A 22,856-nucleotide genomic window follows, 5' to 3' on the forward strand; every position below is an offset into this window, starting at 1 on the left:
CTATCCGGTGGAGCCATACAGTACTGCAGTTTTCCCGGTGGGGCCCTGGTGAGGCGCAAGTAGGAAAAGATGGTGTTGGCAGGGCATTTCAGCGTTTTAATACTGCCTGTTTCGCTATTTTCTTCACCCTGTGATGCTTACTATAAGCGCCCGCCTGCACGGCGGAAAAGGGTGAAAACCACCCTTGAAATACATTAATAAAAGTGATAATAGAAGCGGTTGGGGCGAAAGCGTCTAGTTCAGATTTGAATAATTAAATCAGGGAATTATATTAAAAATGAATATTAATATCACCGACAAACCCAACCCGCAGGATGAAGAGTTCGTTATCGACAGCCTCTGGGCGCACAACCATAAAACCCAGCCCGTAGACATTCACCCGCTGTTCCTGACCGTCACCGACGACAACCAGCAGATCGTCGGCGGTCTGGTCGCACGTACCTGGTGGGGCGGCCTGGAAGTACAGTATCTTTGGGTCGGCGATCAATGCCGCAACAGCGGTTACGGTCGCCAACTGATGCAGCTGGCCGAAGAAGAGGCCCGCAAGCGCGGTTGCCATATGGCCTACGTCGATACCTTCGATTTCCAGGCCAGAGGCTTCTACGAAAAACTGGGCTACCGGGTCTATGGCGAGCTGGGTGACTATGCGCATCGCCATACCCGCCATTACCTGGCTAAAAGCCTGTAACGCGGCCTGAGCGGCGCAGAGGTGGGTATGGGTTCATCGCATAAAAATAATGAATCTTATTTCAAGGGCCTCATCACCATGATGGAGCACCTGAGCGAGCCTTGGGGCATCAAAGACCAGCTGTCCCGCCACCTCTATATGAACCGCGCCGCTTATCTCTATACCAATACGCCGCTGAATTTCGACGTCGCCGGAAAATATGACCACGAATTCCCCGCCGACTGGGCCGATTCCGCCGCCGACTTTATCGAGCATGACAAGATGACCGAAGCGGCGCGCGATCGGGTCACGGTCATCGAGACGCACTACTGGTATGGCAAAGACAGCCTGACGCCGTTTATCAGCGAAAAGCTACCGGTCTACAACGATGACAAACAGGTGATCGGCGTGATCTGGAACGCCAAGCCGATGAACAGCCTGTCGCCGCTGAAATACATCAATCAGCAAAAACCCAGCATCTTGACCACCGAAGTTAACAACGAGCTGTTCACCCGCGCCGAGCTCGATGTCATTTTCCTTATGCTGCAGCGATTTACGGTGAAAGAGATCGCCAAAATCTATAACGTCAGCAATAAGACCATCGAAAACCGCATTTATAATATTTACCAGAAGGCCAACGTGCATACTCAGCAACAGTTTGAGGAGTATTGCAAATACGCCAACCTGGATAACTACATTCCCGATCGCCTGATAACCAAGGGCATTCAGTTTATTTGAACCGCAAGGAAGATCTCACCGTGATAAAGATCGAAGATTATCCGCTCACCCGAGTGCCGCAGGATAAAAGAGTCTCGTTTTTAAGCGTGGCCATCGTGCATATGGGCATGCTGACCGCGCTGGACCAGTTCATGCTCGGCGCCGTGCTCGGCAACTCCATGACGCTGATTGACGCCTTCACCGCCATTTTCGTCGGCAGCCTGATCTTCGGCGTGGTGACCTATGGGCTTGGGATGGCGGGCATGCGCGAAGGGATTTCCGGCAGCCTGCTGGCGCGCTGGTGCGGCTTTGGCCGCCTGGGCTCGGTGCTGATCGGCGTGGTCGTGGCCGTCAGCCTGCTGGGTTGGTTCGGCATTCAAAACGCCATTTTCGCCAAGTCGCTCGATTTCGCGCTCGGCAATAAGCTGGGCTTTGGCCTGGCCGCCGGGCTCTCAGGCACGCTGTTGACCATCCTGGTGGCATTCGGCTTCAAGGCGTTGCGCATCGCCGCCCGTATCGCGGTGCCGATGTTCATTATGCTGGTGGCCTATATTTCAGTGACCGCGCTTTCCGGCCATAACCTGCAGGAGATCATCCAGCTGGCGCCGCCGGGTGAACCATTGACCATCAGCGCCGGCATCACCATCGTCGTCGGCGGCGCCATCGTGGCCAGCCTGATGACGCCCGATCTGACCCGTTACTCCAAAAACGGCAAACACGTGCTCGGCGTTACGATCTTCACCATCGTCGCCGGCGAGTTCGTGGTGAATGGCCTGGCTATCCTGATCGCCAAAACCCTGGGCACTGCGGATGTGGTCACCATCATGTCGCAAGCGGCCGGCGGCGCCGGTTTGCTGGTGGTGGTGTTTTCCACCCTGCGCGTCAACGATCTCAACCTGTACTCCTCTTCGCTGGGCATCGTCAACGCGGTGGAAGGCATCACCGGCAAAAAGCTGAAGTACACCTACACCACGTTGGCGATCGGTATTCTGGGCACCACGCTGTCGGTGCTGGGCATTCTCGACCGCTTCGTCGACTTCCTGACGGTGCTTGGCGTGGTCTTCCCGCCCATTATCGGCATCATGCTGGTGGACTATTACCTGCTGCGCAGCCACCGCAAAATCCTGGACGAGAGCCGCCGTACGGGCCAGTTGCCGAACGAAACCCCAACCATCGGCTGGGCGGCGATCGTCGCCAGCATCGCCGGCGGCGCCGTTGGCCTGGCGACCGAATGGGGCGTACCGACCATCAACTCACTGGTGGCCGCCAGCCTGCTGTATTGGGTGCTCAAGCTGGCCTTCAGTCGGGCGCAAAAACCCCTGGCCTCGCAGAAGTCGCTCTGATTTTCGCACAGGCGTTAACGCACTCCTCCAATGACGGGGGAGTGTTTTATTGCTCGCAAAATGCGGAGTTCAGCGTAAAGGAATAGGCCGATCGCGCAGACAAACGGCCGTGGTGATGAGGGTCCCTGGTGTCGGTAGCAAGCTATCCATTATGCTCAGAGTGCGGGAACATCCCCCTCTGAGCTTTTTATTATAAAAGTCGTTAGCTTCAGTGTTTTGATCGTAAAGAAAAACTTCAGCTTGCATGAACAGTAGCCCATGAAATCGCCTTTGGTCAACATAAAAGTGAACATAAAATTGGCTTTTGTGTTCACTTTTCCATAAGCAAAAGCTAATCAATTGATTTGCACAGCTTTATCATTTCCCCAAACCGCCTTCCGCATCCACGTCGCCCCCCCCCCCCGCCAAGCCGCTGACAGAAAGCAATAATTAACGAAAATAATCAGTCTGTTATCCTATTCCCTGCGCCTTTTTATCTGGACAACGCCAACGCGTAAGATATAGTGAAGCCAGCGTAATGTTTGTAAGGACAGCCTATGAAAACCCCCAACGCACAGCGCAAAATCAACATCATTAAAAATATTGAATATCTAATGCGTACCCGCGGTGAAACCAAGGCTTCCTTTTCCAACCGCAGCGGCCTGACGCGCACTACCCTATACAAAATTCTTGATGGAAGAGTGAACAACGTTCAGCAATCCACCGTTAATCGGATTTCAGATTTTTTCGGTGTCTCCTGTGAAGAGATCGAAGACTACGATCTGGAAAAATTGGAGCTGCTCAACGAAACGTTGTCCACCGAAGGCAACAAGAACCCTTCCGCCATTCCGGTGATCCCGCAGTCGCGCTATCTGGCCGTCTCGCAGCGCAAGATCGGGCAACTGGTCACCGAGTTTCCTTTGACTTATTTCTTCGGCGATGAGTCGAACATGTTGGCAATGAAAATAGAGACCGAAATTAAAGGGTCATTCATTCCGGGCGAAGTCATTATCATTAAACGTCCGCCGGTACTGATTTGCGATTCACCTTTGCTGTATCACTCGGGAAAAAGCGGCTTCTTTGTGGTTGACGACAAAGACAGCGAAAGCATGGACAAACGCCTTCAGGAGACGGTGCAATTCCTGGGTTATATCGTTGGAGAAAGGTTATAAATGGAACCGAATCAGAAGTTCAAGCTGTTGGGCTTCACCCGACATGGCACCATCGCGGCCAATGTCATGGTATTGGCCACCGGCAAAACCATTACCATGGGGCTCAATGAGCTGGCCGACAGCGAAATATCGGAAGACCTGAGCCGACACGAGCTGCAGGCGCTGTACCGTAAACTCTACGGCGACAATCAACAAAAAACCGCCTATGAGCTCAGCGATCGCCATGAACGTTCCTGGTACGCCTACCTGATTATTACCGTGGCGCTCAGCGTGATTTACATCTTCTCGACGCTGTGCGGCGTCAAGCCGATCCAAATTCCGGTGCTGAATCTCATCACGCCGCCGGCGATCTTCATCTATCCGCTCACGTTCATTCTGGTGGACATACTCAACGAGTTCTATGGGTTGCGGCTGGCCAGGCGCACCATCATCATCTCGTTCATCGCCAACCTGACCTTCGTTCTCGGCGTCTGGGTTACGACGCTGGTGCCGAGCATTCCACAGTGGGAGTACAGCGAGACCTACAACGGCATCGTGCACAGCATCATGGCGGTGCTGGTGGCCTCTTCGGCGGCCTATCTGATCTCCGAGAACGTCAACTCCTATCTGCTTTGCAAGATCAAGGAGTTGACCAACTCCCGCTACCTGTTCGTGCGCGTGATCACCAGCACCGTAATCGCTTCGGCCATCGACAGCGTGGTGTTCTGTACGCTGGCGTTCTACAACGTGCTGAGCTGGGACATCATCAAAACCATGATCCTGTCTCAGTTCCTGATCAAGGTGGTTTACGCCCTGCTGGGCGTCGGGCCGATTTACGCCACCCGCAGTCTGTTTAACCGCTACATCAATACCGAACAAGCAAAGGGCAATGAATATGCATATCCAAAAGCAAGATAAGATCACCCATCTTGGCGCGAACTCCGATTATCCGGACCAATATGCTCCCGCATTGCTCGAAGCCTTGCCGCGCGCACGCGGCCGCGATCTGATCGGCGTGGACGAACGGCAGCTGCCGTTCAGCGGCTTTGATCTGTGGACCGCCTTCGAGTTGTCGTGGCTCAACGGCAAGGGCAAACCGGTGGTGGGCATCGGCGAATTTACCTTCCCGCACTCCTCTTCCAACCTGATCGAATCCAAATCGTTCAAGCTGTATCTCAACAGCTTCAACCAAACGCGCTTCGACAGCGTGGAACAGGTGAGCGCCGCCATGCAGAAGGATCTGTCGCAGGCGGCCAATGGCCAGGTCACCGTCAAGCTCTATCCGGGTCTGGAAGGTTATCCGGCGCAGATCGATCGTCTGCCGGGCATCAACATCGACGATCTGGATATCGCGGTCGACGACTTCGCCTTCAAACCGGAATACCTGAGCGGCGCGGCCGATCAAGGGGAGCACGTAGCGGAAACGCTGTCTTCCAATCTGCTGAAATCCAACTGCCTGGTCACCAACCAGCCGGACTGGGGCAGCGTGGTGATCCACTATGAAGGCCGCAAAATCGATCGCGAAAGCCTGCTTCGCTACCTGATCTCCTTCCGCCAGCACAACGAATTCCACGAGCAGTGCGTCGAGCGCATTTTCAACGACATCAAACAGAGCTGCCGCCCGGAAAAACTCAGCGTGTTCGCGCGTTACACCCGCCGCGGCGGCCTGGACATCAACCCCTTCCGCAGCGATTTCGAAACGGCGCCGACGCTCGGCCGCCTGATCAGACAGTAAGCCCATCCCCCAATGCTCCCGCCAGGGAGCATTGTTTCTCTCGCTTTCATCTCCCTGTTATTTTTCGCCATTATCGTCGTCAGCAGCTATCTTCAAAGCACACTGACGGAGATTAACGACGCATGCCTGACCTTTCTCGCAGAGACATCCTGCGGGCTGCCGCCATCGGATCGGCGTTCTCGCTGTTGCCCGCCTCGATTCGCAAAGCGCTGGCCATTCCCGCCAATAACCGCACCGGCACCCTGCGCGACGTCGAACACGTGGTGATCCTGATGCAGGAGAACCGCTCTTTCGATCACTACTTCGGCACCTTGCCGGGCGTGCGCGGCTTCAGCGATCGATTTACCATTCCACTGCCCGGCGATCGCCTGGTCTGGCAGCAACAGGGCGCCGAACGGCTGGTAATGCCCTACCATCTGGACAGCAAACGCGGCAACGCTCAGCGCGTCACCGGCACGCCGCACTCATGGGTGGATGAGCAAGCCGCCTGGGATCACGGCCGCATGAGCGCCTGGCCCACCTACAAAACGCCGGCCTCGATGGGCTACTACCGCCAGCAGGAGCTGCCGTTCCAGTTCGCACTGGCCAACGCCTTCACCCTGTGCGATGCCTATCACTGCTCCATCCACGCCGGCACCAACACCAACCGGCTGTTCCACTGGACCGGCACCAACGGCCCGTCCGCCGCCGACGTGGCGGTAGTGGTCAACGAATGGGACAGCCCCGGCCCGGCAGAGATCGGCTACCGGTGGACCACCTATCCGGAACGGCTGGAGGCGAGCGGCGTCAGTTGGAAGGTGTACCAATTCCTGCCGGACAACTTTACCGATAACCCGCTGGCGGGCTTTCGCCAATACCGCGCCGCCAGCATTCAGGTGGGCAACCCGGCTCGGCCGCCAAAAGACTTCAACGCCTTCGTGCCTTATCGCGACGAGCTCAACGCGACCGCGCCGCTGTACAAAGGCAACGGCAACACCCTGCCGGCCGCCGACGGCAACGATCTGGACGCCATGCTGGCCGGATTCCGCACCGACGTGCAGCAGGGCAAACTGCCGCAGGTCAGTTGGATCATCGCGCCGGCGGCCTATTCGGAACATCCCGATCCCTCCAGCCCGGTGCAGGGCGGCTGGTTCACGCAAGAGATCCTCAACGCGCTGACCGACAACCCGGAGGTGTGGAGTAAAACCGTGCTGCTGGTCAACTACGACGAAAACGACGGCTTTTTCGATCATATGCCTTCGCCTTCCGCGCCGTCGCTGCGCGAAGACGGCAGCTTCGCCGGTAAATCGACGGTGCCGTTCGATACCGAGATCTTCCAGCACGTGGCGCCGCCCGGCTCGCAGGAGCAGCCGCCGCCGGACGGCCGCATCTACGGCCCCGGCCCGCGGGTGCCGATGTTGGTGCTGTCGCCCTGGAGCCGCGGCGGCTGGGTCAATTCGCAGGTCTTCGATCACACCTCGGTGCTGCAATTCCTGGAAAAGCGCTTTCAGGTGCATGAACCCAACATCAGCGCCTGGCGCCGCGCGGTGTGTGGCGATCTCACCTCGGCGTTCAACTTTGTCGATCCTAACGGCGAAGCATTGCCGAGCCTGCCCGCCACCAGCCGCCACGCTGCCGACGGTCTGCGTCAATGCCAGGAGCAGCTGCCGCAGGTGCCGCTGCCGCCGCCGGCCCGCCAGCGTTTGCCACACCAACGCCGCCTGGCGCGCCCTTCTCGCGCGCTGCCCTACCAGCTGCACGTCGAGGCCAGCGTCGCGGCCGAGCAGCGGCGCGTAACGCTGAACCTGTTCAATACCGGCGAGCAAGGGGCGGTGTTTCACGTCTACGACCGGCGAGATCTGACGCAGATCCCGCGCCGCTATACCGTCGAGGCCGGCAAGGCGGTCAGCGACGACTGGCAGACGGAGGACGAGTACCATCTGTGGCTGCTCGGCCCCAACGGTTTTCATCGTGAAATGCGCGGCGCGCTGAGTCGGCCGCAGCCGGAAGTGCGTTTGCGCCCGACGGGCCGCAGCCTGCTGCTGCAGTTGGATAACCCGGGTGCCGAAACGGTGACGGTCACTCTCGACCGCTGTCCTTACACGCAACAAGGCCCGTGGCCCATCACGCTGCCTGCGGGCGGCAGCCACCGCCAAACGTTTGACGCCCGCGCCAGCGGCGGTTGGTATGATCTTGCGCTGCACAGCGCCGGAGGCTGGCGCCGCCGCCTGGCGGGCCGACTTGAGGATGGCGAACACAGCGTCAGCGACCCGCTGATGGGCCAGGAGTAGCCTATCGACAGCGAAGAGGTTCAAAAAGCGAAAGGATATCGCTTATCATTGCGTTCTCGTTCCTAGCCGATTACTCAAGGATCTCCATGTCCGCTGTTCTTATCGCCAAAGCTGGCCGCTGGCTGGCCGCCTGCGTTTTGCTGTTGGCCGGCGCCGCTCAAGCCGCGCCGATCGTCGTTACCGATGTCGCCGGCCGTCAGGTTACGCTGCCGCAACCGGCCAAGCGCGTTATCCTGGCCGACGCCCGCGCGCTGTTGGCGCTGAATATTCTGCATCCGCAGGAGCCGCTGAAAAACATCATCGCCTGGGACAACTCACTGAAGGTCAAAGCCCCGGATCTGGTTGAGGCCTATGCGAAAAAATTCCCGCAGGTCATGCAAATCCCCACCTTCGACAACCCCTACACCAGTGACTTCAGCGTGGAAAGCGCGGTGGTGCGCCAACCGGATCTGATCATTTTCGACATCGGTCTGCTGAGCAAATTGAAGGACAGCGGCGTACTGACCCAGTTGGAAAAAGTCGGCATCCCGGTGCTGATCATCGATTTCCGCCAGCAGCCGCTGACCAACACCGTCGCCAGCATGGCGCTGTTGGGCAAAGTGTTTGACGAGCAGCCCAACGCCGACGCCTTTATCCGCTTCTATCAGCAACGCCTCGAGCTGGTGCGCCAGCGCGTCGCCACGCTGAAACCGGAGCAGCGCCCCAGCGTCTTCATCGAACGCAGCGCTGGCATCAAAGGCGAGCAGTGCTGCAATACCTTCGGCAAAGGCAGCTTCGGGCAGTTTATCGATACCGCCGGCGGCGACAATATCGGCAGCAAACTGTTTTCAGACATGGGCGGTGAAGTGAACGTCGAACAGGTGATCGCCAGCAATCCGGATTTCTATCTGCTGACCGGCGCCGACTGGAGCCGTGGCCATCGCGGCACGCTGGCCGTGCCGCTGGGCTACACCACCGATATGGCCACCAGCCAAAAGAAACTGGCGCATCTGCTGGATCGCACCGGTATTAACGTGTTGAAAGCGGTGAAAGAAAAACGCGTGATGGCGATTTATCATCAATTTTACGACACGCCGCTCAACTTTATCGCGGTCGAGGCGATCGCCAAATTCCTGCACCCGGCGCTGTTTAAAGATATTGATCCGCAAGCGGATATCGAAAGCGTGCACCAGAAATTCACCGCGCTGGATTACAGCGGGGTCTTCTGGCTTACGCCGCAATAATCCCCGCCAGGGCCCGCCAACCGGGCCCTGCTACCAGCACCCTTCATGTAGTTACCCACTTAACTATTCCATAACAATTCTATTTACTTGCCAATAATTATCATTAAGATTGTCGTTTATAAAAAAACACATCCGGGTCTGAAACTTCTAAGGCATTATTATGTCAATTCTTTTTCGCCTCTCCCTGCTGGCGACCTCTATCGCCGTTGCTTTCCCCGTCCTTGCTGCTGATAACTCATCTCAAAACGATGCCGATACGGTAACCGTCGTCGGCAACTGGCTGGACAACCCTGATACCAGTTCGGTGCTGCTCAACCATCCGGGCGCGCGATCCATCGTCACTCAGCAGCAGATGCATGAGCAAGGCGACCAAACCATCGCCGACAGCCTGCGCGGTGTGCCCGGCGTGCAGGTGCGCGACAGCAACGGCACCGGCGGCAGCGACATTTCGCTCAACGTCGGCGTGCGCGGCCTGACCTCACGCCTTTCTCCGCGCTCAACCATTCTGATGGACGGCGTTCCGTTGGCCGTTGCGCCTTACGGCCAGCCGCAGCTGTCGATGGCGCCGCTGTCGATCGGCAACCTGCAATCGGTTGACGTGGTGCGCGGCGGCGGCGCGGTGCGTTACGGGCCGCAAAACGTCGGCGGCGTGATCAACTTCGTCACCCGCGACATTCCAAAAGCGTTTGGCGGCACCGCCGGCGTGCAAACTCAGGGCGCCAGCCACGGTGGTCTGAAGACCCTGACCAGCGCCTCGGTGGGCGGCACCGCAGATAACGGCTTCGGCGCCGAGCTGCTCTACTCCGGCCTGCACGGCCAGGGCTACCGCGACAACAACGACAACACCGACATCGACGATTTCATGCTGAAAACGCGTTATGCGTTCACCGATCGCGACGAACTGCTGGCCAATTTCCACTACTACGACGCCAAAGCCGGCATGCCGGGCGGACTGAGCAGCGCGCAATACGCGCAGAACCCGTTCCAGTCCACGCGTCCCTGGGACCAGTTCGAAGGCCGCCGCAAGGATATGTCGTTCAAATACAAACATCAGGAAGACGACAAACAGTTCGAAGTGTTGACCTACTTCACCGACAGCTACCGCGGCAGCAACATCGAATCGGAAGGCACCGGCAAAAATGCCGGGTTGCGGCGCATGGTGTCCTATCCGCGCCACTATTCGACCTGGGCGATCGAACCAAGCTATTCGCAGCTGTTTCGCTTCTGGGATATGGCGCACGAGATCACCCTCGGTTACCGCTACCTGAATGAAACCATGGATGAAAAGGCGTCGCGTTCGGCCTGGTATAACCCGGCGAACGTCGGCGCCACGCCGGATACCCCGGACTATTACCAGCACACCTCCGGCGGCACCGCAGCCAACGCGTTCTATATCGACGATACCATTAACGTCGGCAACTGGACGGTCACGCCGGGCCTGCGTTATGAAAGCATTCGCACCCACGTGGACGATTCGTTCAACAACATCAGCCGCGAGAAAAGCTACAGCGAACCGCTGCCGTCATTGAACGTGATGTACCACCTGTCCGACGCCTGGAAACTGTTCGCCAACGCCAACACCTCGTTCGGCAGCATGCAGTATTTCCAGCTGACCAAAGGCGGCAACGGCAACCAGCCTGCGCCGGGGCTGACGGCGGAAAAAGCGCATACCTATGAGTTCGGCACCCGCTACGACGACACCGTGGTCAAGGCCGAAGCCACGCTGTTCTATATCGACTTCGATAATCAGCTGCAATACATCAGCAACGATGTGGGCTGGACCAACATGGGCGCCACCAAGCACAAAGGCATCGAGCTGGCGCTCAGCTACGATCTCAGCGAGCTGAATCGCGCGCTCGACGGTGCCAGCGTCTACACCAGCTATACCTACACCAAGGCCAGCACCGACAAGGGCGACTTCGCCGGTAAAGACCTGCCGTTCTACTCGCGCCAGGTCTATACCGTCGGCACGCGCTACGCCACCGGCAACTGGGTATGGAATCTGGACGGTTACGCGCAGTCCAAACAGCATTCGCCGGGCACCGGGCCGGTGTACGTCACGCAGGAAAGCGCCGATGGTCAGTTCGGCAATATCGCCGGTTACATGGTGTGGAACATGCGCGGGGAATATAATTTCGGGCCGCAACTATCGAACCTGACGCTGGGCGCCGGGGTGAAAAACCTGTTCGATCAGCGCTACTTTACCCGCTCCAACGACAATAACTTCGGCAAGTACGTCGGTGAACCGCGCACCTTCTTCGTGCAGGGTTCCGTCGCATTCTGACGCCCAGCGCCCACCACAGGCGCTTCGTTCATCCATACCGCCCGCTCGCATCGCGGGCGGTATTTCCTGCGCCTGACCCGCCCTATTTTTTGATCTTCCTCACTCCCCAAACGCCTGACGCATTATTTCATTGCTTTGCTAAACCGGTTCTTCTATTTTAGCCACCCATCAGACATCGGAAGAAACAGGGATTAAGCATGACGAATCGCGTATGGGTGCTGGGCGACGCAGTGGTCGATTTGGTGCCAGAAAATTCAAACAGTTATCTTAAATGCCCCGGCGGCGCGCCGGCTAACGTGGCGGTGGGCGTCGCCCGCTTGGGCGGCGACAGCGCCTTTATCGGCCGTGTGGGGCAAGACAGCTTCGGCGCCTTTCTGCAGCAGGTGCTGAGCGAAGAAGGGGTGGATATTGACCATATGCTTTCGGATCCCGAACACCACACCTCCACGGTAGTGGTGGATCTCGATCAGCACGGTGAACGCTCATTCACTTTCATGGTACAGCCCAGTGCCGATCTGTTTTTACAGCCTGACGATCTGCCGGCCTTCCAACGCGGCGAGTGGCTGCATCTCTGCTCCATCGCACTGTCGCAGGAACCCAGCCGCAGCGCGGCCTTTACGGCAATGGAAAACATTCGGGCGGCCGGCGGGCGGGTCAGTTTCGATCCCAATATCCGCGAAGAGATCTGGCGCCAACCGGAAGCGCTGCGCCCCTGCCTGCAAAAGGCGCTGCTGCTGGCGGACGTGGTGAAACTGTCGCGCGAAGAGCTGGTTTTCATCAGCCATCTTGACGATGTGGAGAACGGCATCCGCTGGATGATGCAAACCTACCCGTTGCGCCTGTTGCTGGTCACGCTGGGCGGCGACGGCGTCTACGTGCATGACGGCCAACGGCTACGTCATTTCCGCGCAGCGCCTGTCGTGCCGGTCGATACCACCGGCGCCGGCGACGCGTTTGTCGCCGGGCTGTTAGCGGCGCTGGCGCGCCTTCACGCATTGCCGCAAGAAGCGCAATGGCCGGCGATTATCGCCCAGGCTCAGGCCTGCGGCGCGTTGGCCACCACCGCCAAAGGCGCCATGACCGCCCTGCCCCGCGCCGAAGAGCTCGCCGCTTTTCTGCGCTGATCCTCTGCATCCACGGCGATCCCCTGGGCGCCGTGGTCTTTTAACCCCACGATTTGCGCACTCGATCACAATAGCTGAATCGGGTTAGCAAACTTGATTGCCAGTCCGCTTCTCGATCGCTATCTTTCGCCATGAAAAACCGGTTTAGCAATTTAGCAAAAAATAATAACAACCCTTCCCGGATGATAGACGATGATGAAAAAACTCAGCTATTTGGCGATAACAACAGGGCTTTTCCTCTCCACTTCTGCCGCTGCGGCCTCCGGCGACGGCAGTATCGAGGCGCGTCTTAACGCGCTGGAACAACGTCTGGCGCAGGCGGAACAGCGCGCCGCTCAGGCTGAAACCCGCGCCACGGCAGCGGAACGCCGGGCGCAACAGCTGGAGCAGCGCACCGCCAGCACCGAGCGGCAAACCGCGCGGGTCGCGCAACGCGCCGCCGCGCTGGAAACGCAATCCCCCGCAACCGGCGCGCTGAAACTGAACGGCTTCAACGATCTGAAGCTGTACGGCGACGTGGAGTTCAATCTGGACGGCGCCAGCCGCAGCGGCCAACTGACGTCGTTGAAAGGCAGCGATCACAAGGATTGGAAACCCGGCAACAAAGAGCGCTGGGACATCAACGGCCGCATTCTGGTGGGGCTGGACGGCTATCGCCGCAATCCGGACGGCAACTTCTCCGGTTTCAGCGTCCAGCCGCTGGCGGACATGACCGGCAAAATGAACCTGGACGACGCCGCTTTCTTCTTCGGCAATGAAAAGAACTGGCAAACCAAAATCGGCCGCTTCGAAGCCTACGACATGTTCCCGCTGAATCAGGACACTTTCATTCAGTATTCAGGCAACACCGCCAACGATCTTTACGCTGACGGCTTTGGCTATATCTATATGATGAAAGAAGGCCGTGGCCGCAGCAGCAGCGGCGGAAACCTGATGTTGAGCAAATACGCCGGGGATGTCTATTTCGAACTGAACACGCTGGTGGAAGACGGCACCTCGCTGTTCCAGGACAACAGCTACCACGGCAATGCGCTGAACAATAAGAAAAACGTCGCCTATTTGCGCCCGGTGATCGCCTGGAAGAAAGAGGCCTTCAGCATCGCAGCGGCGATGGAAAGCAACGTGGTGAATAATGCCTACGGCTATCAGGACAGCCAGGGCCGCTTCGTCGATCAATCCAAGCGCAACGGCTACGGCATGACCATGAGCTGGAACACCAACGCGGCCGATCCGGATAACGGCGTGGTGGCCAACCTGAGCACCGCCTACCTGGACGCCGCCGGCGAGCAAGACTTGACCGCCGGCGTCAACGTGCTGTGGCGACGCTTCGAACTGGGTTATATCTATGCGCACAACAACATCAAAGAGTTCAATACCGCCGGGATCGCCGCCGATATCCACAATCCGCTCAGCGAGCCGGGCAACTACGACATCCACACCGTTCACGCGTCGTATCAGATACCTAACATTATGAATATGAAGAATTTCAATGTGTATTTAGGCGCCTATGTTTCGCTGCTGGAAGCCAACGCCGAGAACAAGATCGCCAACGGCGACAACGACCAGCGTTACGGCGTGCGCGCCAGATTCAAGTATTTCTTCTGACATCGATGAACGTATTTCCGCCGCGCAGAGCGCGGCGGCATTTTAATTCAGCAAGGGGACAACATGGACATTACCGCAACCGCCAACGCGCTGTTGCCGCTGCTCGGCGGTAAAGAGAACATCGCCAGCGCCGCCCACTGCGCCACGCGCCTGCGCCTGGTGCTGGTGGACGACAGCAAGGTGGACAAAGAGGCCATCAGCAAACTGGACGGCGTCAAAGGCTGCTTCAGCAACGCCGGCCAGATCCAGGTGATCTTCGGCACCGGGCTGGTCAACAAGGTGCATGCGGAATTCATCAAGGCGGCGGGCGTCAGCGAATCCAGCAAGGCCGAAGCCGCCGATATCGCGGCGAAAAAGCTCAACCCGCTGCAGCGCATCGCCCGCCTGCTGTCGAACATCTTCGTGCCTATCATCCCGGCGATCGTCGCGTCCGGCCTGTTGATGGGGCTGCTCGGCATGGTGAAAACCTACGGCTGGGCCGATGCCAACAGCGCGTTGTTCATCATGTTGGATATGTTCAGCTCGGCAGCGTTCATTATTCTGCCGATTCTGATCGGCTTCACCGCCGCACGCGAATTCGGCGGCAATCCCTATCTGGGCGCCACGCTCGGCGGCATTTTGACGCATCCGGCGCTGACCAATGCCTGGGGCGTCGCCGGAGGGTTCCACACCATGAACTTCTTCGGTCTGGACATCGCCATGATCGGCTACCAAGGCACGGTATTCCCGGTGCTGCTGACGGTGTGGTTCATGAGCCTGTTGGAAAAACGGCTGCGCAAGGTGATCCCCAACGCGCTGGATTTGATCCTGACGCCGTTCCTGACGGTCGTGATTTCCGGGTTTGTCGCCCTGCTGTTTATCGGCCCCGCCGGCCGTGCGCTGGGCGACGGCATCTCCTTCGTGCTCAGCACGCTGATCGCCCATGCCGGTTGGTTCGCCGGCCTGCTGTTCGGCGGCCTCTATTCCGCCATTGTCATCACCGGCATCCATCACAGCTTCCACGCGGTGGAGGCCGGGCTGCTCGGCAACCCCAACATCGGCGTCAACTTCCTGCTGCCGATTTGGTCGATGGCCAACATCGCTCAGGGCGGCGCCTGCCTGGCGGTGTATTTCAAAACGCGCGACGCCAAAATCAAAGCCATCGCGGTGCCTTCAGCCTTTTCCGCCATGCTCGGCATCACCGAGGCGGCGCTGTTCGGCATCAACCTGCGCTTCGTGAAACCGTTCCTGGCGGCGCTGGCGGGCGGCGCGCTCGGCGGCGCCTGGGTGGTGGCCAACCATGTCGGCATGAACGCGGTCGGGCTGACGGCGATCCCCGGCATGGCGATCGTGCAGGCCAGTTCGCTGGTCAGCTATATCATCGGCCTGGCGATCGCGTTTGGCAGCGCCTTCGCCCTCTCCCTGCTGCTGAAATATAAAACGGACGCGCAATGATGGAGGAGCTCAGCTTAATCAAACAGGCACTGCGGGCGGTCATGAACGGCCAGCCGGGAGCGCTGCGCGATCCGCACCGCCCGGCCTGGCATCTGGCGCCCAGCGTTGGCCTGCTGAACGATCCCAACGGCTTCATTCAGCACAACGGCGTTTATCATCTGTTCTATCAATGGAATCCGCTGGGCTGCGACCATCGCAACAAGTGCTGGGGACATTGGCAGTCGACCGACTTGCTGCGTTGGGCGCATCAGCCGATCGCCCTGGCGCCGGGCGCCTGTTACGACAGCCACGGCTGTTACTCCGGCTCGGCCGTAGTGGCGGAAGACAAAATCACGCTGATCTACACCGGCAACGTGAAATTCCCCGACGGCTCACGCACCGCTTATCAGTGCCTGGCTCAGGAAAGCGATCGGGGCGAGTACCGCAAACTCGGGCCGGTGCTGCCGCTGCCGGCGGGCTACAGCGGGCACGTACGCGATCCCAAAGTATGGCGCCATCAGAATGCGTGGTACATGGTGCTCGGCGCGCGGGACTTGCAGGATCGCGGCAAGGTGCTGTTACTGCGCTCCGCCGATCTGCGCGGCTGGCAACCGCTGGGCGAGATCGCCGGTTCCGGCCTGAACGGCTTAGGCGAATTCGGCTACATGTGGGAGTGCCCGGATCTGTTCTCGCTGGACGACGCCGAGGTGTTGATCTGCTGCCCGCAGGGGCTGGCGCCGCAGCCGGAACGCTACCTCAATCGCTATCAGGCCGGTTATCTGATCGGCAAGCTGGATTACCGCCAGGCGGCCTTCCGTCACGGCGAATTCCGCGAACTGGACGCCGGCTTCGAGTTTTATGCGCCGCAGACGACGCTGGCGGAAGATGGCCGCCGCTTGCTGTTCGGCTGGATGGGCGTGCCCGAGCAAGATGAAGAAGCCCATCCGACGCGCCGCTACGGCTGGATCCACACCATGACCTGCCCACGCGAGCTGTCGCTGCGGCATGGCCGCCTCCAGCAGCGGCCGGCGCGCGAGCTGCAACAGCTGCGCGGCGAACGAACATGCTGGCAGGGCCGCGCCGATGACGCCCCCGTCTGCGCGCTGGGAGCCGCGGAGCTGCAGTTGGCGCCGCAGGGCGCGTTCAACGCCGCCTTTGGCGACGCAATGACGCTGAACTGGAACGGCGAAAGGCTGCGGCTGACGCGCGCTTCCCTGGCCGACGGCCAGCCGGAACACCGTTACTGGCGCGGCCCGGTCACGCATCTGCAGCTGCTGTTCGATCGTTCCAGCGTGGAGATCTTCATCAACCGCGGCGAGGCCGTGATGAGCGCGCGCTACTTCCCGGCCATTGAGCCGCAACTGCGGCTGTCCGGAAACGCGCCGCTGGCGTTGGAATACTGGCCGCTGACGCCATGCATGCTAGAATGACGCATCCTCCGATGACTTCAGATGGCGTCAGTGAAAAAAAATAAACGCATTACCATCAGTGACATCGCCACGCTGGCCGGGGTGTCGAAATCGACCGCCAGCCTGGTGCTGAACGGCCGCAGCAAGGAATACCGGGTGTCCGACGACACCCGCGACCGCATTCTGGCGCTGGCGTACGAGCACCATTATCAGCCCAGCATCCACGCCCGCTCCCTGCGCTCCAACCGCAGCCACACGCTGGGGCTGGTGGTGCCGGAGATGACCAACTACGGCTTTGCGGTGATTTCACGCGAGCTGGAAACGCTGTGCCGCGAAGCCGGCCTGCAGCTGTTGATCGCCTGCACCGATGAAAACCCGGCGCAGGAGATGATGGCGGTGAACAGTCTGGTACAGCGGCAGGTGGACGGCCTGATCGTCGCCTCCAGCCAGTTGAACGACGCAGAATACCAGAAGATCAACGCCGGGCTGCCGGTGGTGCAGATGGACCGCCTGATCGCTGGCTCCGAACTGCCGCTGGTGATCACCGATTCGGTCAATTCGACCGCCGACCTGGTGGAAACGGTCGCGCGCCAACATCCGGATGAGATCTATTTTCTCGGCGGGCAGCCGCGCATTTCGCCGACCCGCGATCGCCTGGCCGGCTTCCAGCTTGGCCTGGAGCGCGCCGGCGTAACGTGCAAACCGGAATGGATCATCAACGGCAACTATCACCCCAGCTCAGGTTACGAGATGTTCGCTCAGCTGTGCGCACAGTTGGGGCGTCCGCCCAAAGCGCTGTTTACCGCCGCCTGCGGCCTGCTGGAGGGCGTATTGCGTTACCTGACTCAGCATCAGCTGATGGAGAGCGACATTCACCTGTGCAGCTTCGACGATCACTACCTGTTCGACTGCATGACGCTGAAGATAGACACGGTCGCGCAAGACTGCCTGGCACTGGCGCAACATAGTTTTGATAACGTCACCGCGCTTATCGACGAGCGGCCGCTGGAACAGAACGCACTGTATCTGCCGGGCCGCATCCACTGGCGCCATGCCGGTTCCAGGGATTTGTTGGCAAAGGCGTGACAGCTCTTTAGCCGTAAAAAAAGGGCGCCTGAGCGCCCTTTATCGTTTTGCTGCCGCTACTTGGCGGCGCCTTCCATGCCCACCAGCCCCACTTTCAGGTAACCGGCTTTACGCAGGGTGTCCATCACACTCATCAGCGTTTCATAGTCCACGCTCTTGTCCGCCTGGAAGAAGATGGTGGTTTCTTTGTTCGCCTGAGTGCGCTGATCCAGCACCGAGGTCAGCTGATCGGCATTCACCGGCTGATCGCCGACGTAGAGCTGCTTGTCGGCCTTCACCGACAGGAAGACCGGTTTTTCCGGCCGCGGCTGCGGCTTGGCGGAAGAAGCCGGCAGATCGACGCGGATATCTACCGTTGCCAGCGGCGCGGCCACCATAAAGATGATCAACAGCACCAACATGACGTCGATAAACGGCGTCACGTTGATTTCATGTAGTTCGCCGCTGTCGTCCAGATCTTCATTTAAGCGCATCGCCATGACTCACCCCGCCCGCAGTTGATGTGCGTGCTGTGAGCGCTTGGCTTCCGCCGTTGCGGCCAGATCCAGATCGCGGCCCTGCAGCAGCAAGACCTGGGCCGCCACGTCGCCCACCTGGGCGCGATGGCCGCTGATAACGCGGGCGAAGATGTTGTAGATCACCACCGCCGGGATTGCCGCCACCAGGCCCATTGCGGTCGCCAGCAGCGCCTCGGCGATGCCCGGCGCCACGACCGCCAGGTTGGTGGTCTGCGAATGGGCGATGCCGATGAAGCTGTTCATGATGCCCCATACGGTACCGAACAGGCCGACGAACGGCGAGATGGCGCCAATGGTGGCCAGAAAGCCGTTGCCGCGGCCCATGTTGCGGCTGTAGGCCGCCACGCGGCGCTCGAGGCGGAAACCGGTGCGCTCTTTGATGCCGTTGTTGTCGTCAGACTCGGCGGACAGCTCCAGCTCGTTTTGCGCATCGTTCAGCAGCACCGCGCTGACGCTCTCCGGGGAGAAATTTTGCGCCAGCTCGGAAGCTTCATCCAACGAGCGCGCGTCGGCCAGCGCCGACTGCTCGCGGCGCAGACGGCGCTTGGCGCGCAGCAGTTCGCTGCCTTTGGCGAACAGAATGGTCCAGGTCACGATAGACGCCAGCACCAGGCCGATCATCACCGCTTTCACCACCGCGTCGGCGTGCTGGTACATGCCCCAAATGGACAAGTCCATACCGCGGGTTTCCGGTGGCTGGATCGTGGGCGCCGGGTTCACCGGCGTGATGCTTTCCGGCGCGGCGGCTGCAGGCGCGGTGGCCGGCGCAACGCTTTCGGCAACGGTCGGATGGGTCGCCGGCGCAGCCTGCGCGCTGCCGGCCAGCCCCACGACCAGCACCATTGAAGCCATCAGGCTGCGGCCAAAGGCCTTGCCCCACTGCGCTCGGCCCTGGCCGAACGATCCTTGATTTAAATTCTTGCCAGCCGTTTTCACGCTGTGCCTCCACCCATTACCGATCAAAATTAAGGAATAATTCAGCGTGCGATCATATCAAACCAACCGGGGATTGATAGTAGTTCTCATTATTATTTACCAAATAAACGAGAAAATTTTAGACACCTCCGCAACCAAACGCCAATCCGCGCCCGTTCACCGCTAAAAGCCCCTTTTATAGGGCGATTTCGTTACTTTTCTCCCACAACGGCGCAACAACGCCACGCTGCCGAACGACGTCTCGACCGATGAATGGGCTTCTCTCTGGCCGCTCGGCAGAAGGATGACGCGAAAAATGCGCGGGCGGCAGCCAATTATAGCCGTTTCTATATCCAGAAGTTAAAACGTCTGGATGGCTATAATAACTCATGCTAACGTAAGGGCTATCGCAAACGGGCAGTGCAGAGCAACCAGAGGTGAGCCAGATACCATGACGTCAAAACACATCGAAACCACGCTGATCGGCGCCGGCCGCGGCAAACGCTACACCCAGGGCTCCGTCAACCCCGTGACTCAACGCGCCTCTTCCCTGGTCTTCGACTCCGTCGCCGCCAAAAAACAGGCCACCGCGCAACGCGCCCACGGCGAGCTGTTTTATGGCCGACGCGGCACGCTGACCCACTTCGCGCTGCAGGATGCGATGGTGGAGCTGGAGGGCGGCGCCGGCTGCGTGCTGTACCCCTGCGGCGCGGCGGCGGTGGCCAATGCGATCCTGTCGTTCGTCGGCGCCGGCGATCACCTGCTGGTCACCGGCTCAGCGTATGAACCGACCCAGGACTTCTGCACCCACATCCTCGGCCGCATGAACGTCAGCACCACCTATTTCGATCCGCTGATCGGCGCCGACATCGCCACGCTTATCCAACCCAATACCCGCGTGGTGTTCCTTGAGTCCCCCGGCTCCATCACCCTGGAAGTGCAGGATATCCCGGCGATGGTGCAGGCCATTCGCGCCGTGGCGCCGGACGTGGTGATCATGATAGACAACACCTGGGCGGCGGGCGTGCTGTTCAAGGCGCTGGATTTCGACATCGACATTTCCATTCAGGCCGGCACCAAATACCTGATCGGCCATTCCGATTACATGCTCGGCACCGCCGTCGCCAACGCGCGCTGTTGGGAGCAACTGCGCGAGTACTCCTATCTGATGGGGCAGATGGTGGATGCCGACACCGCCTACATGGCGAGCCGCGGCCTGCGCACCCTGAGCGTGCGGCTCAAGCAGCACGAACGCAGCAGCATTGAGGTCGCCAACTGGCTGGCCGAACGGCCGGAGGTGGCGACGGTCAATCACCCGGCCCTGCCCAGCTGCAAGGGCCACGCGTTCTACCGCCGCGACTTCAGCGGCTGCAACGGGCTGTTCTCTTTCGTGCTGAAAGAGCGGCTGGATGAGGCGCAGCTGGCCGCTTACCTGGACAACTTCAACCACTTCAGCATGGCCTACTCCTGGGGCGGCTTCGAGTCGCTGATCCTGGCCAATCAGCCGGAAGAGCTGGAAGCGATCCGCCCGGCGGGCGGCGTCGATTTTTCCGGCACGCTGGTGCGGTTGCATATCGGCCTGGAGAACGTCGAAGACCTGATCGCCGATCTGGCCGCCGGCTTCGATCGCCTCAACGGCGTGCGCTAAGGCGGATTCCGGTAATTTTCTTCGTCTCGTTTAATGTCGGCTTAAGCTATTAGCGGTACACTAACCGGGTAACTGTCAGATACGGTAACCGCCGCATCCTGGAGAACGTGACCCCGGGCGCAACCGGCATGCAACAGGACATAAAATGGATGTATTACGAGAGATTATTCATGCGCTTTGGCAGCAGGACTTCATCGCCCTCGCCGATCCCAGCGTGATTTGGGTGGTTTACGCCGTACTTTTCACCACCTTGTTTTTGGAAAACGGACTGCTGCCCGCCTCCTTCCTCCCCGGTGATAGCCTGCTGTTGCTGTCGGGCGCGCTGATCGCCAAAGGCGTGATGGGCTTTGCCCCCACCCTGTTGATTCTGACCGCCGCCGCCGGCCTCGGCTGCTGGCTGAGCTATATCCAGGGCCGCTGGCTGGGCCACACCAGCCTGGTGAAAGGCTGGCTGCTGCAACTGCCGGCGCAATACCATCAGCGCGCGCATAACCTGTTCAACCGCCACGGGCTGACGGCGCTGCTGATCGGCCGCTTCCTCGGCTTCGTGCGCACGCTGCTGCCGACCATGGCCGGCATTTCCGGGCTCAACAGCTCCCGCTTCCAGGTTTTCAACTGGCTGAGCGCAGCGATCTGGGTCTGCGCGCTGGTCGGCCTCGGCTACGCTTTCAGCCAAATTCCGCTGGTGAAACGCCACGAAAGCCAGGTGATGACCGGCCTGATGCTTCTGCCGCTGCTGCTGCTGTTCGTCGGCCTGCTCGGCGCCATGCTGGTGGTCTGGCGTAAAAAACGCGCCTCCTCTTCCTGATCCCGGCGCGCTACAGCGCTTTCTCGACCAACGCCAGGCGAGGCGGCAACTTGCTCACCAGCGTATCCACCGCCAGCCGCACCTTCAGCGGCAGGTGAGGCGTGTGCGGCCACACCGCATGCGCTTCAAAGGCGGCGCCGGGCCGATCGCGCAGCAGGCGCACCAGCGCCCCACTCAACAGCTGCTCACGCACCAGCCAACACGGCAGCCAGGCGATGCCGAACCCGGCCGTCGCCGCATCCGCAATCGCCTGCAAATCGTCCATCTGCAATCGGTTATTCGGCATCACTTCCTGCGGCTCGCCGTTCTCGTCCAGCACCCGCCAGCTGCGCCGCGCGCCGGCGCGCATATAGGTCACCGCCTCGTGCTGGGTCAGTTGCTCAATGCTGTGCGGTTCGCCGCACCGCTGCAGATAGGCCGGCGAGGCGCACAGCGTCATGCGGTGATCGCCGATGCGCCGCGCCACCAGCCCATTGCTGTTGGCCAGCGTGCCGTTGCGGATCGCCATATCGAAACCGTCCTCAATCAGATCCACCACCCGATCGCTGAACGACAGCTCCAGCTCCAGGCCGGGATGCTCACGCGTCAGCTCGGTCAGCAGCGGCGCGATGCACATGCGGCCAAACAACACCGGCATCGATACCCGCAGCCGGCCACTGACCTGCCGCTTGCCCGACTCCAGCAGCGTTTCCGCGCCGCGGATCTCCTCCAGCGCCCGCAGGCAACGCTCATAGAACAACGCGCCGTCGTCGGTCAGGCTCTGGCTGCGGGTGGTACGATGAAACAGCCGCACGCCCAGCCGCTGTTCCAGCCGGGCGATCGTTTTCCCCACCGCCGAGCGCGACAGGTGCAGCCGACTGGCCGCCAACGCAAAACTGCCCGCCTCCACGGCGGTGACGAATACCGAAATGCCGCTCAATCGATCGCTCATGGTTTGTCGCTCTAAAAGAAACAATCTGCG

Annotated in this window: 19 protein-coding genes; 16 read left to right on the forward strand and 3 right to left on the reverse strand. The window is 59.9% G+C overall.

The features are described 5' to 3' along the window. The first annotated feature begins 277 nt into the window (after positions 1 to 277). The 14 genes from IMX17_RS18540 (at position 278) to IMX17_RS18605 (ending at position 18,006) form a co-directional block, all read left to right on the forward strand. Positions 278 to 688 (forward strand): GNAT family N-acetyltransferase, encoded by a 411-nt coding sequence (locus tag IMX17_RS18540; RefSeq protein ID WP_046897308.1) that lies wholly within the window; start codon positions 278 to 280, stop codon positions 686 to 688. A gap of 27 nt (positions 689 to 715) precedes the next feature. Then, positions 716 to 1,405 (forward strand): PAS and helix-turn-helix domain-containing protein, encoded by a 690-nt coding sequence (locus tag IMX17_RS18545; RefSeq protein ID WP_033644646.1) that lies wholly within the window; start codon positions 716 to 718, stop codon positions 1,403 to 1,405. A 20-nt stretch (positions 1,406 to 1,425) separates the two neighbouring features. Then, a complete protein-coding gene (locus IMX17_RS18550; RefSeq protein ID WP_033644921.1) occupies positions 1,426 to 2,727 on the forward strand; it encodes a cytosine permease in 1,302 nt (433 codons plus the stop codon). Positions 2,728 to 3,263: 536 nt separating this feature from the next. Beyond that, positions 3,264 to 3,878, forward strand: coding sequence for a helix-turn-helix transcriptional regulator (locus IMX17_RS18555; protein WP_033644644.1), 615 nt, complete (start codon positions 3,264 to 3,266; stop codon positions 3,876 to 3,878). After that, positions 3,879 to 4,775 carry a queuosine precursor transporter gene (locus IMX17_RS18560; RefSeq protein WP_033644642.1) on the forward strand — a complete coding sequence of 299 codons (897 nt, stop codon included), beginning with the start codon at positions 3,879 to 3,881 and terminating at the stop codon, positions 4,773 to 4,775. Further along, positions 4,753 to 5,592: an NADPH-dependent 7-cyano-7-deazaguanine reductase QueF gene (gene queF, locus IMX17_RS18565; protein WP_033644641.1), complete on the forward strand. Its 840-nt coding sequence runs from the start codon at positions 4,753 to 4,755 to the stop codon at positions 5,590 to 5,592. Before IMX17_RS18560 ends, queF begins: the two co-directional genes overlap by 23 nt. Before the next feature lie 122 nt (positions 5,593 to 5,714). Then, entirely contained in the window at positions 5,715 to 7,862 is a 2,148-nt protein-coding gene (locus tag IMX17_RS18570; protein WP_193550075.1) for a phosphocholine-specific phospholipase C, read from the forward strand. Positions 7,863 to 7,948: 86 nt separating this feature from the next. Next, positions 7,949 to 9,085 carry an ABC transporter substrate-binding protein gene (locus IMX17_RS18575; RefSeq protein WP_033644639.1) on the forward strand — a complete coding sequence of 379 codons (1,137 nt, stop codon included), beginning with the start codon at positions 7,949 to 7,951 and terminating at the stop codon, positions 9,083 to 9,085. A 160-nt stretch (positions 9,086 to 9,245) separates the two neighbouring features. Then, positions 9,246 to 11,369, forward strand: a complete 2,124-nt coding sequence (locus IMX17_RS18580) for a TonB-dependent siderophore receptor (RefSeq protein WP_193550076.1) — start codon at positions 9,246 to 9,248, stop codon at positions 11,367 to 11,369. Between the two features lie 197 nt (positions 11,370 to 11,566). Then, complete coding sequence (locus IMX17_RS18585; protein ID WP_193550077.1) at positions 11,567 to 12,493, forward strand: aminoimidazole riboside kinase; 927 nt, start codon at positions 11,567 to 11,569, stop codon at positions 12,491 to 12,493. 195 nt (positions 12,494 to 12,688) lie between these two features. Beyond that, complete coding sequence (locus tag IMX17_RS18590; RefSeq protein WP_033651352.1) at positions 12,689 to 14,098, forward strand: carbohydrate porin; 1,410 nt, start codon at positions 12,689 to 12,691, stop codon at positions 14,096 to 14,098. 63 nt (positions 14,099 to 14,161) lie between these two features. Then, the gene (locus IMX17_RS18595; RefSeq protein ID WP_193550078.1) at positions 14,162 to 15,532 is read left to right on the forward strand and encodes a sucrose-specific PTS transporter subunit IIBC; all 1,371 of its coding nucleotides are present in this window, start codon (positions 14,162 to 14,164) and stop codon (positions 15,530 to 15,532) included. Then, positions 15,532 to 16,941, forward strand: a complete 1,410-nt coding sequence (locus IMX17_RS18600) for a sucrose-6-phosphate hydrolase (protein WP_193550145.1) — start codon at positions 15,532 to 15,534, stop codon at positions 16,939 to 16,941. The genes IMX17_RS18595 and IMX17_RS18600 overlap by 1 nt, the downstream gene beginning before the upstream one ends. 21 nt (positions 16,942 to 16,962) lie before the next feature. Next, a complete protein-coding gene (locus IMX17_RS18605) occupies positions 16,963 to 18,006 on the forward strand; it encodes a LacI family DNA-binding transcriptional regulator (RefSeq protein WP_193550079.1) in 1,044 nt (347 codons plus the stop codon). Positions 18,007 to 18,062: 56 nt separating this feature from the next. Here IMX17_RS18605 and exbD read toward each other — a convergent pair whose 3' ends face one another. Together exbD and exbB are read right to left on the reverse strand one after the other, a co-directional pair. Further along, positions 18,063 to 18,485 carry a TonB system transport protein ExbD gene (gene exbD / locus IMX17_RS18610; protein ID WP_004937307.1) on the reverse strand — a complete coding sequence of 141 codons (423 nt, stop codon included), beginning with the start codon at positions 18,483 to 18,485 and terminating at the stop codon, positions 18,063 to 18,065. 3 nt (positions 18,486 to 18,488) lie between these two features. Next, positions 18,489 to 19,460, reverse strand: a complete 972-nt coding sequence (exbB, locus tag IMX17_RS18615) for a tol-pal system-associated acyl-CoA thioesterase (RefSeq protein ID WP_193550080.1) — start codon at positions 19,458 to 19,460, stop codon at positions 18,489 to 18,491. A gap of 430 nt (positions 19,461 to 19,890) precedes the next feature. On the opposite strand from exbB, the gene metC reads away from it, so the two are divergent. Next, positions 19,891 to 21,087, forward strand: coding sequence for a cystathionine beta-lyase (gene metC, locus IMX17_RS18620; RefSeq protein ID WP_193550081.1), 1,197 nt, complete (start codon positions 19,891 to 19,893; stop codon positions 21,085 to 21,087). A 145-nt stretch (positions 21,088 to 21,232) separates the two neighbouring features. Beyond that, complete coding sequence (locus IMX17_RS18625) at positions 21,233 to 21,895, forward strand: DedA family protein (RefSeq protein WP_033644630.1); 663 nt, start codon at positions 21,233 to 21,235, stop codon at positions 21,893 to 21,895. A gap of 10 nt (positions 21,896 to 21,905) precedes the next feature. Here IMX17_RS18625 and IMX17_RS18630 read toward each other — a convergent pair whose 3' ends face one another. Continuing rightward, positions 21,906 to 22,826 (reverse strand): LysR family transcriptional regulator, encoded by a 921-nt coding sequence (locus IMX17_RS18630; protein ID WP_193550082.1) that lies wholly within the window; start codon positions 22,824 to 22,826, stop codon positions 21,906 to 21,908. Positions 22,827 to 22,856 lie beyond the last annotated feature (30 nt).

The organism is Serratia sp. X3, from assembly GCF_014982455.1.
GTDB classification, from domain to species: Bacteria; Pseudomonadota; Gammaproteobacteria; order Enterobacterales; family Enterobacteriaceae; genus Serratia; species Serratia ureilytica.

Bases quoted from the DNA above. Each gene is read 5' to 3' on its own strand.
- IMX17_RS18540 (WP_046897308.1), top strand. From the start codon at position 278: ATGAATATTAATATCACCGACAAACCCAACCCGCAGGATGAAGAGTTC.
- IMX17_RS18545 (WP_033644646.1), top strand. From the start codon at position 716: ATGGGTTCATCGCATAAAAATAATGAATCTTATTTCAAGGGCCTCATC.
- IMX17_RS18555 (WP_033644644.1), top strand. From the start codon at position 3,264: ATGAAAACCCCCAACGCACAGCGCAAAATCAACATCATTAAAAATATT.
- IMX17_RS18560 (WP_033644642.1), top strand. From the start codon at position 3,879: ATGGAACCGAATCAGAAGTTCAAGCTGTTGGGCTTCACCCGACATGGC.
- queF (WP_033644641.1), top strand. From the start codon at position 4,753: ATGCATATCCAAAAGCAAGATAAGATCACCCATCTTGGCGCGAACTCC.
- IMX17_RS18570 (WP_193550075.1), top strand. From the start codon at position 5,715: ATGCCTGACCTTTCTCGCAGAGACATCCTGCGGGCTGCCGCCATCGGA.
- IMX17_RS18575 (WP_033644639.1), top strand. From the start codon at position 7,949: ATGTCCGCTGTTCTTATCGCCAAAGCTGGCCGCTGGCTGGCCGCCTGC.
- IMX17_RS18580 (WP_193550076.1), top strand. From the start codon at position 9,246: ATGTCAATTCTTTTTCGCCTCTCCCTGCTGGCGACCTCTATCGCCGTT.
- IMX17_RS18585 (WP_193550077.1), top strand. From the start codon at position 11,567: ATGACGAATCGCGTATGGGTGCTGGGCGACGCAGTGGTCGATTTGGTG.
- IMX17_RS18590 (WP_033651352.1), top strand. From the start codon at position 12,689: ATGAAAAAACTCAGCTATTTGGCGATAACAACAGGGCTTTTCCTCTCC.
- IMX17_RS18595 (WP_193550078.1), top strand. From the start codon at position 14,162: ATGGACATTACCGCAACCGCCAACGCGCTGTTGCCGCTGCTCGGCGGT.
- IMX17_RS18600 (WP_193550145.1), top strand. From the start codon at position 15,532: ATGGAGGAGCTCAGCTTAATCAAACAGGCACTGCGGGCGGTCATGAAC.
- IMX17_RS18605 (WP_193550079.1), top strand. From the start codon at position 16,963: ATGGCGTCAGTGAAAAAAAATAAACGCATTACCATCAGTGACATCGCC.
- exbD (WP_004937307.1), bottom strand. From the start codon at position 18,485: ATGGCGATGCGCTTAAATGAAGATCTGGACGACAGCGGCGAACTACAT.
- metC (WP_193550081.1), top strand. From the start codon at position 19,891: ATGACGTCAAAACACATCGAAACCACGCTGATCGGCGCCGGCCGCGGC.
- IMX17_RS18625 (WP_033644630.1), top strand. From the start codon at position 21,233: ATGGATGTATTACGAGAGATTATTCATGCGCTTTGGCAGCAGGACTTC.
- IMX17_RS18630 (WP_193550082.1), bottom strand. From the start codon at position 22,826: ATGAGCGATCGATTGAGCGGCATTTCGGTATTCGTCACCGCCGTGGAG.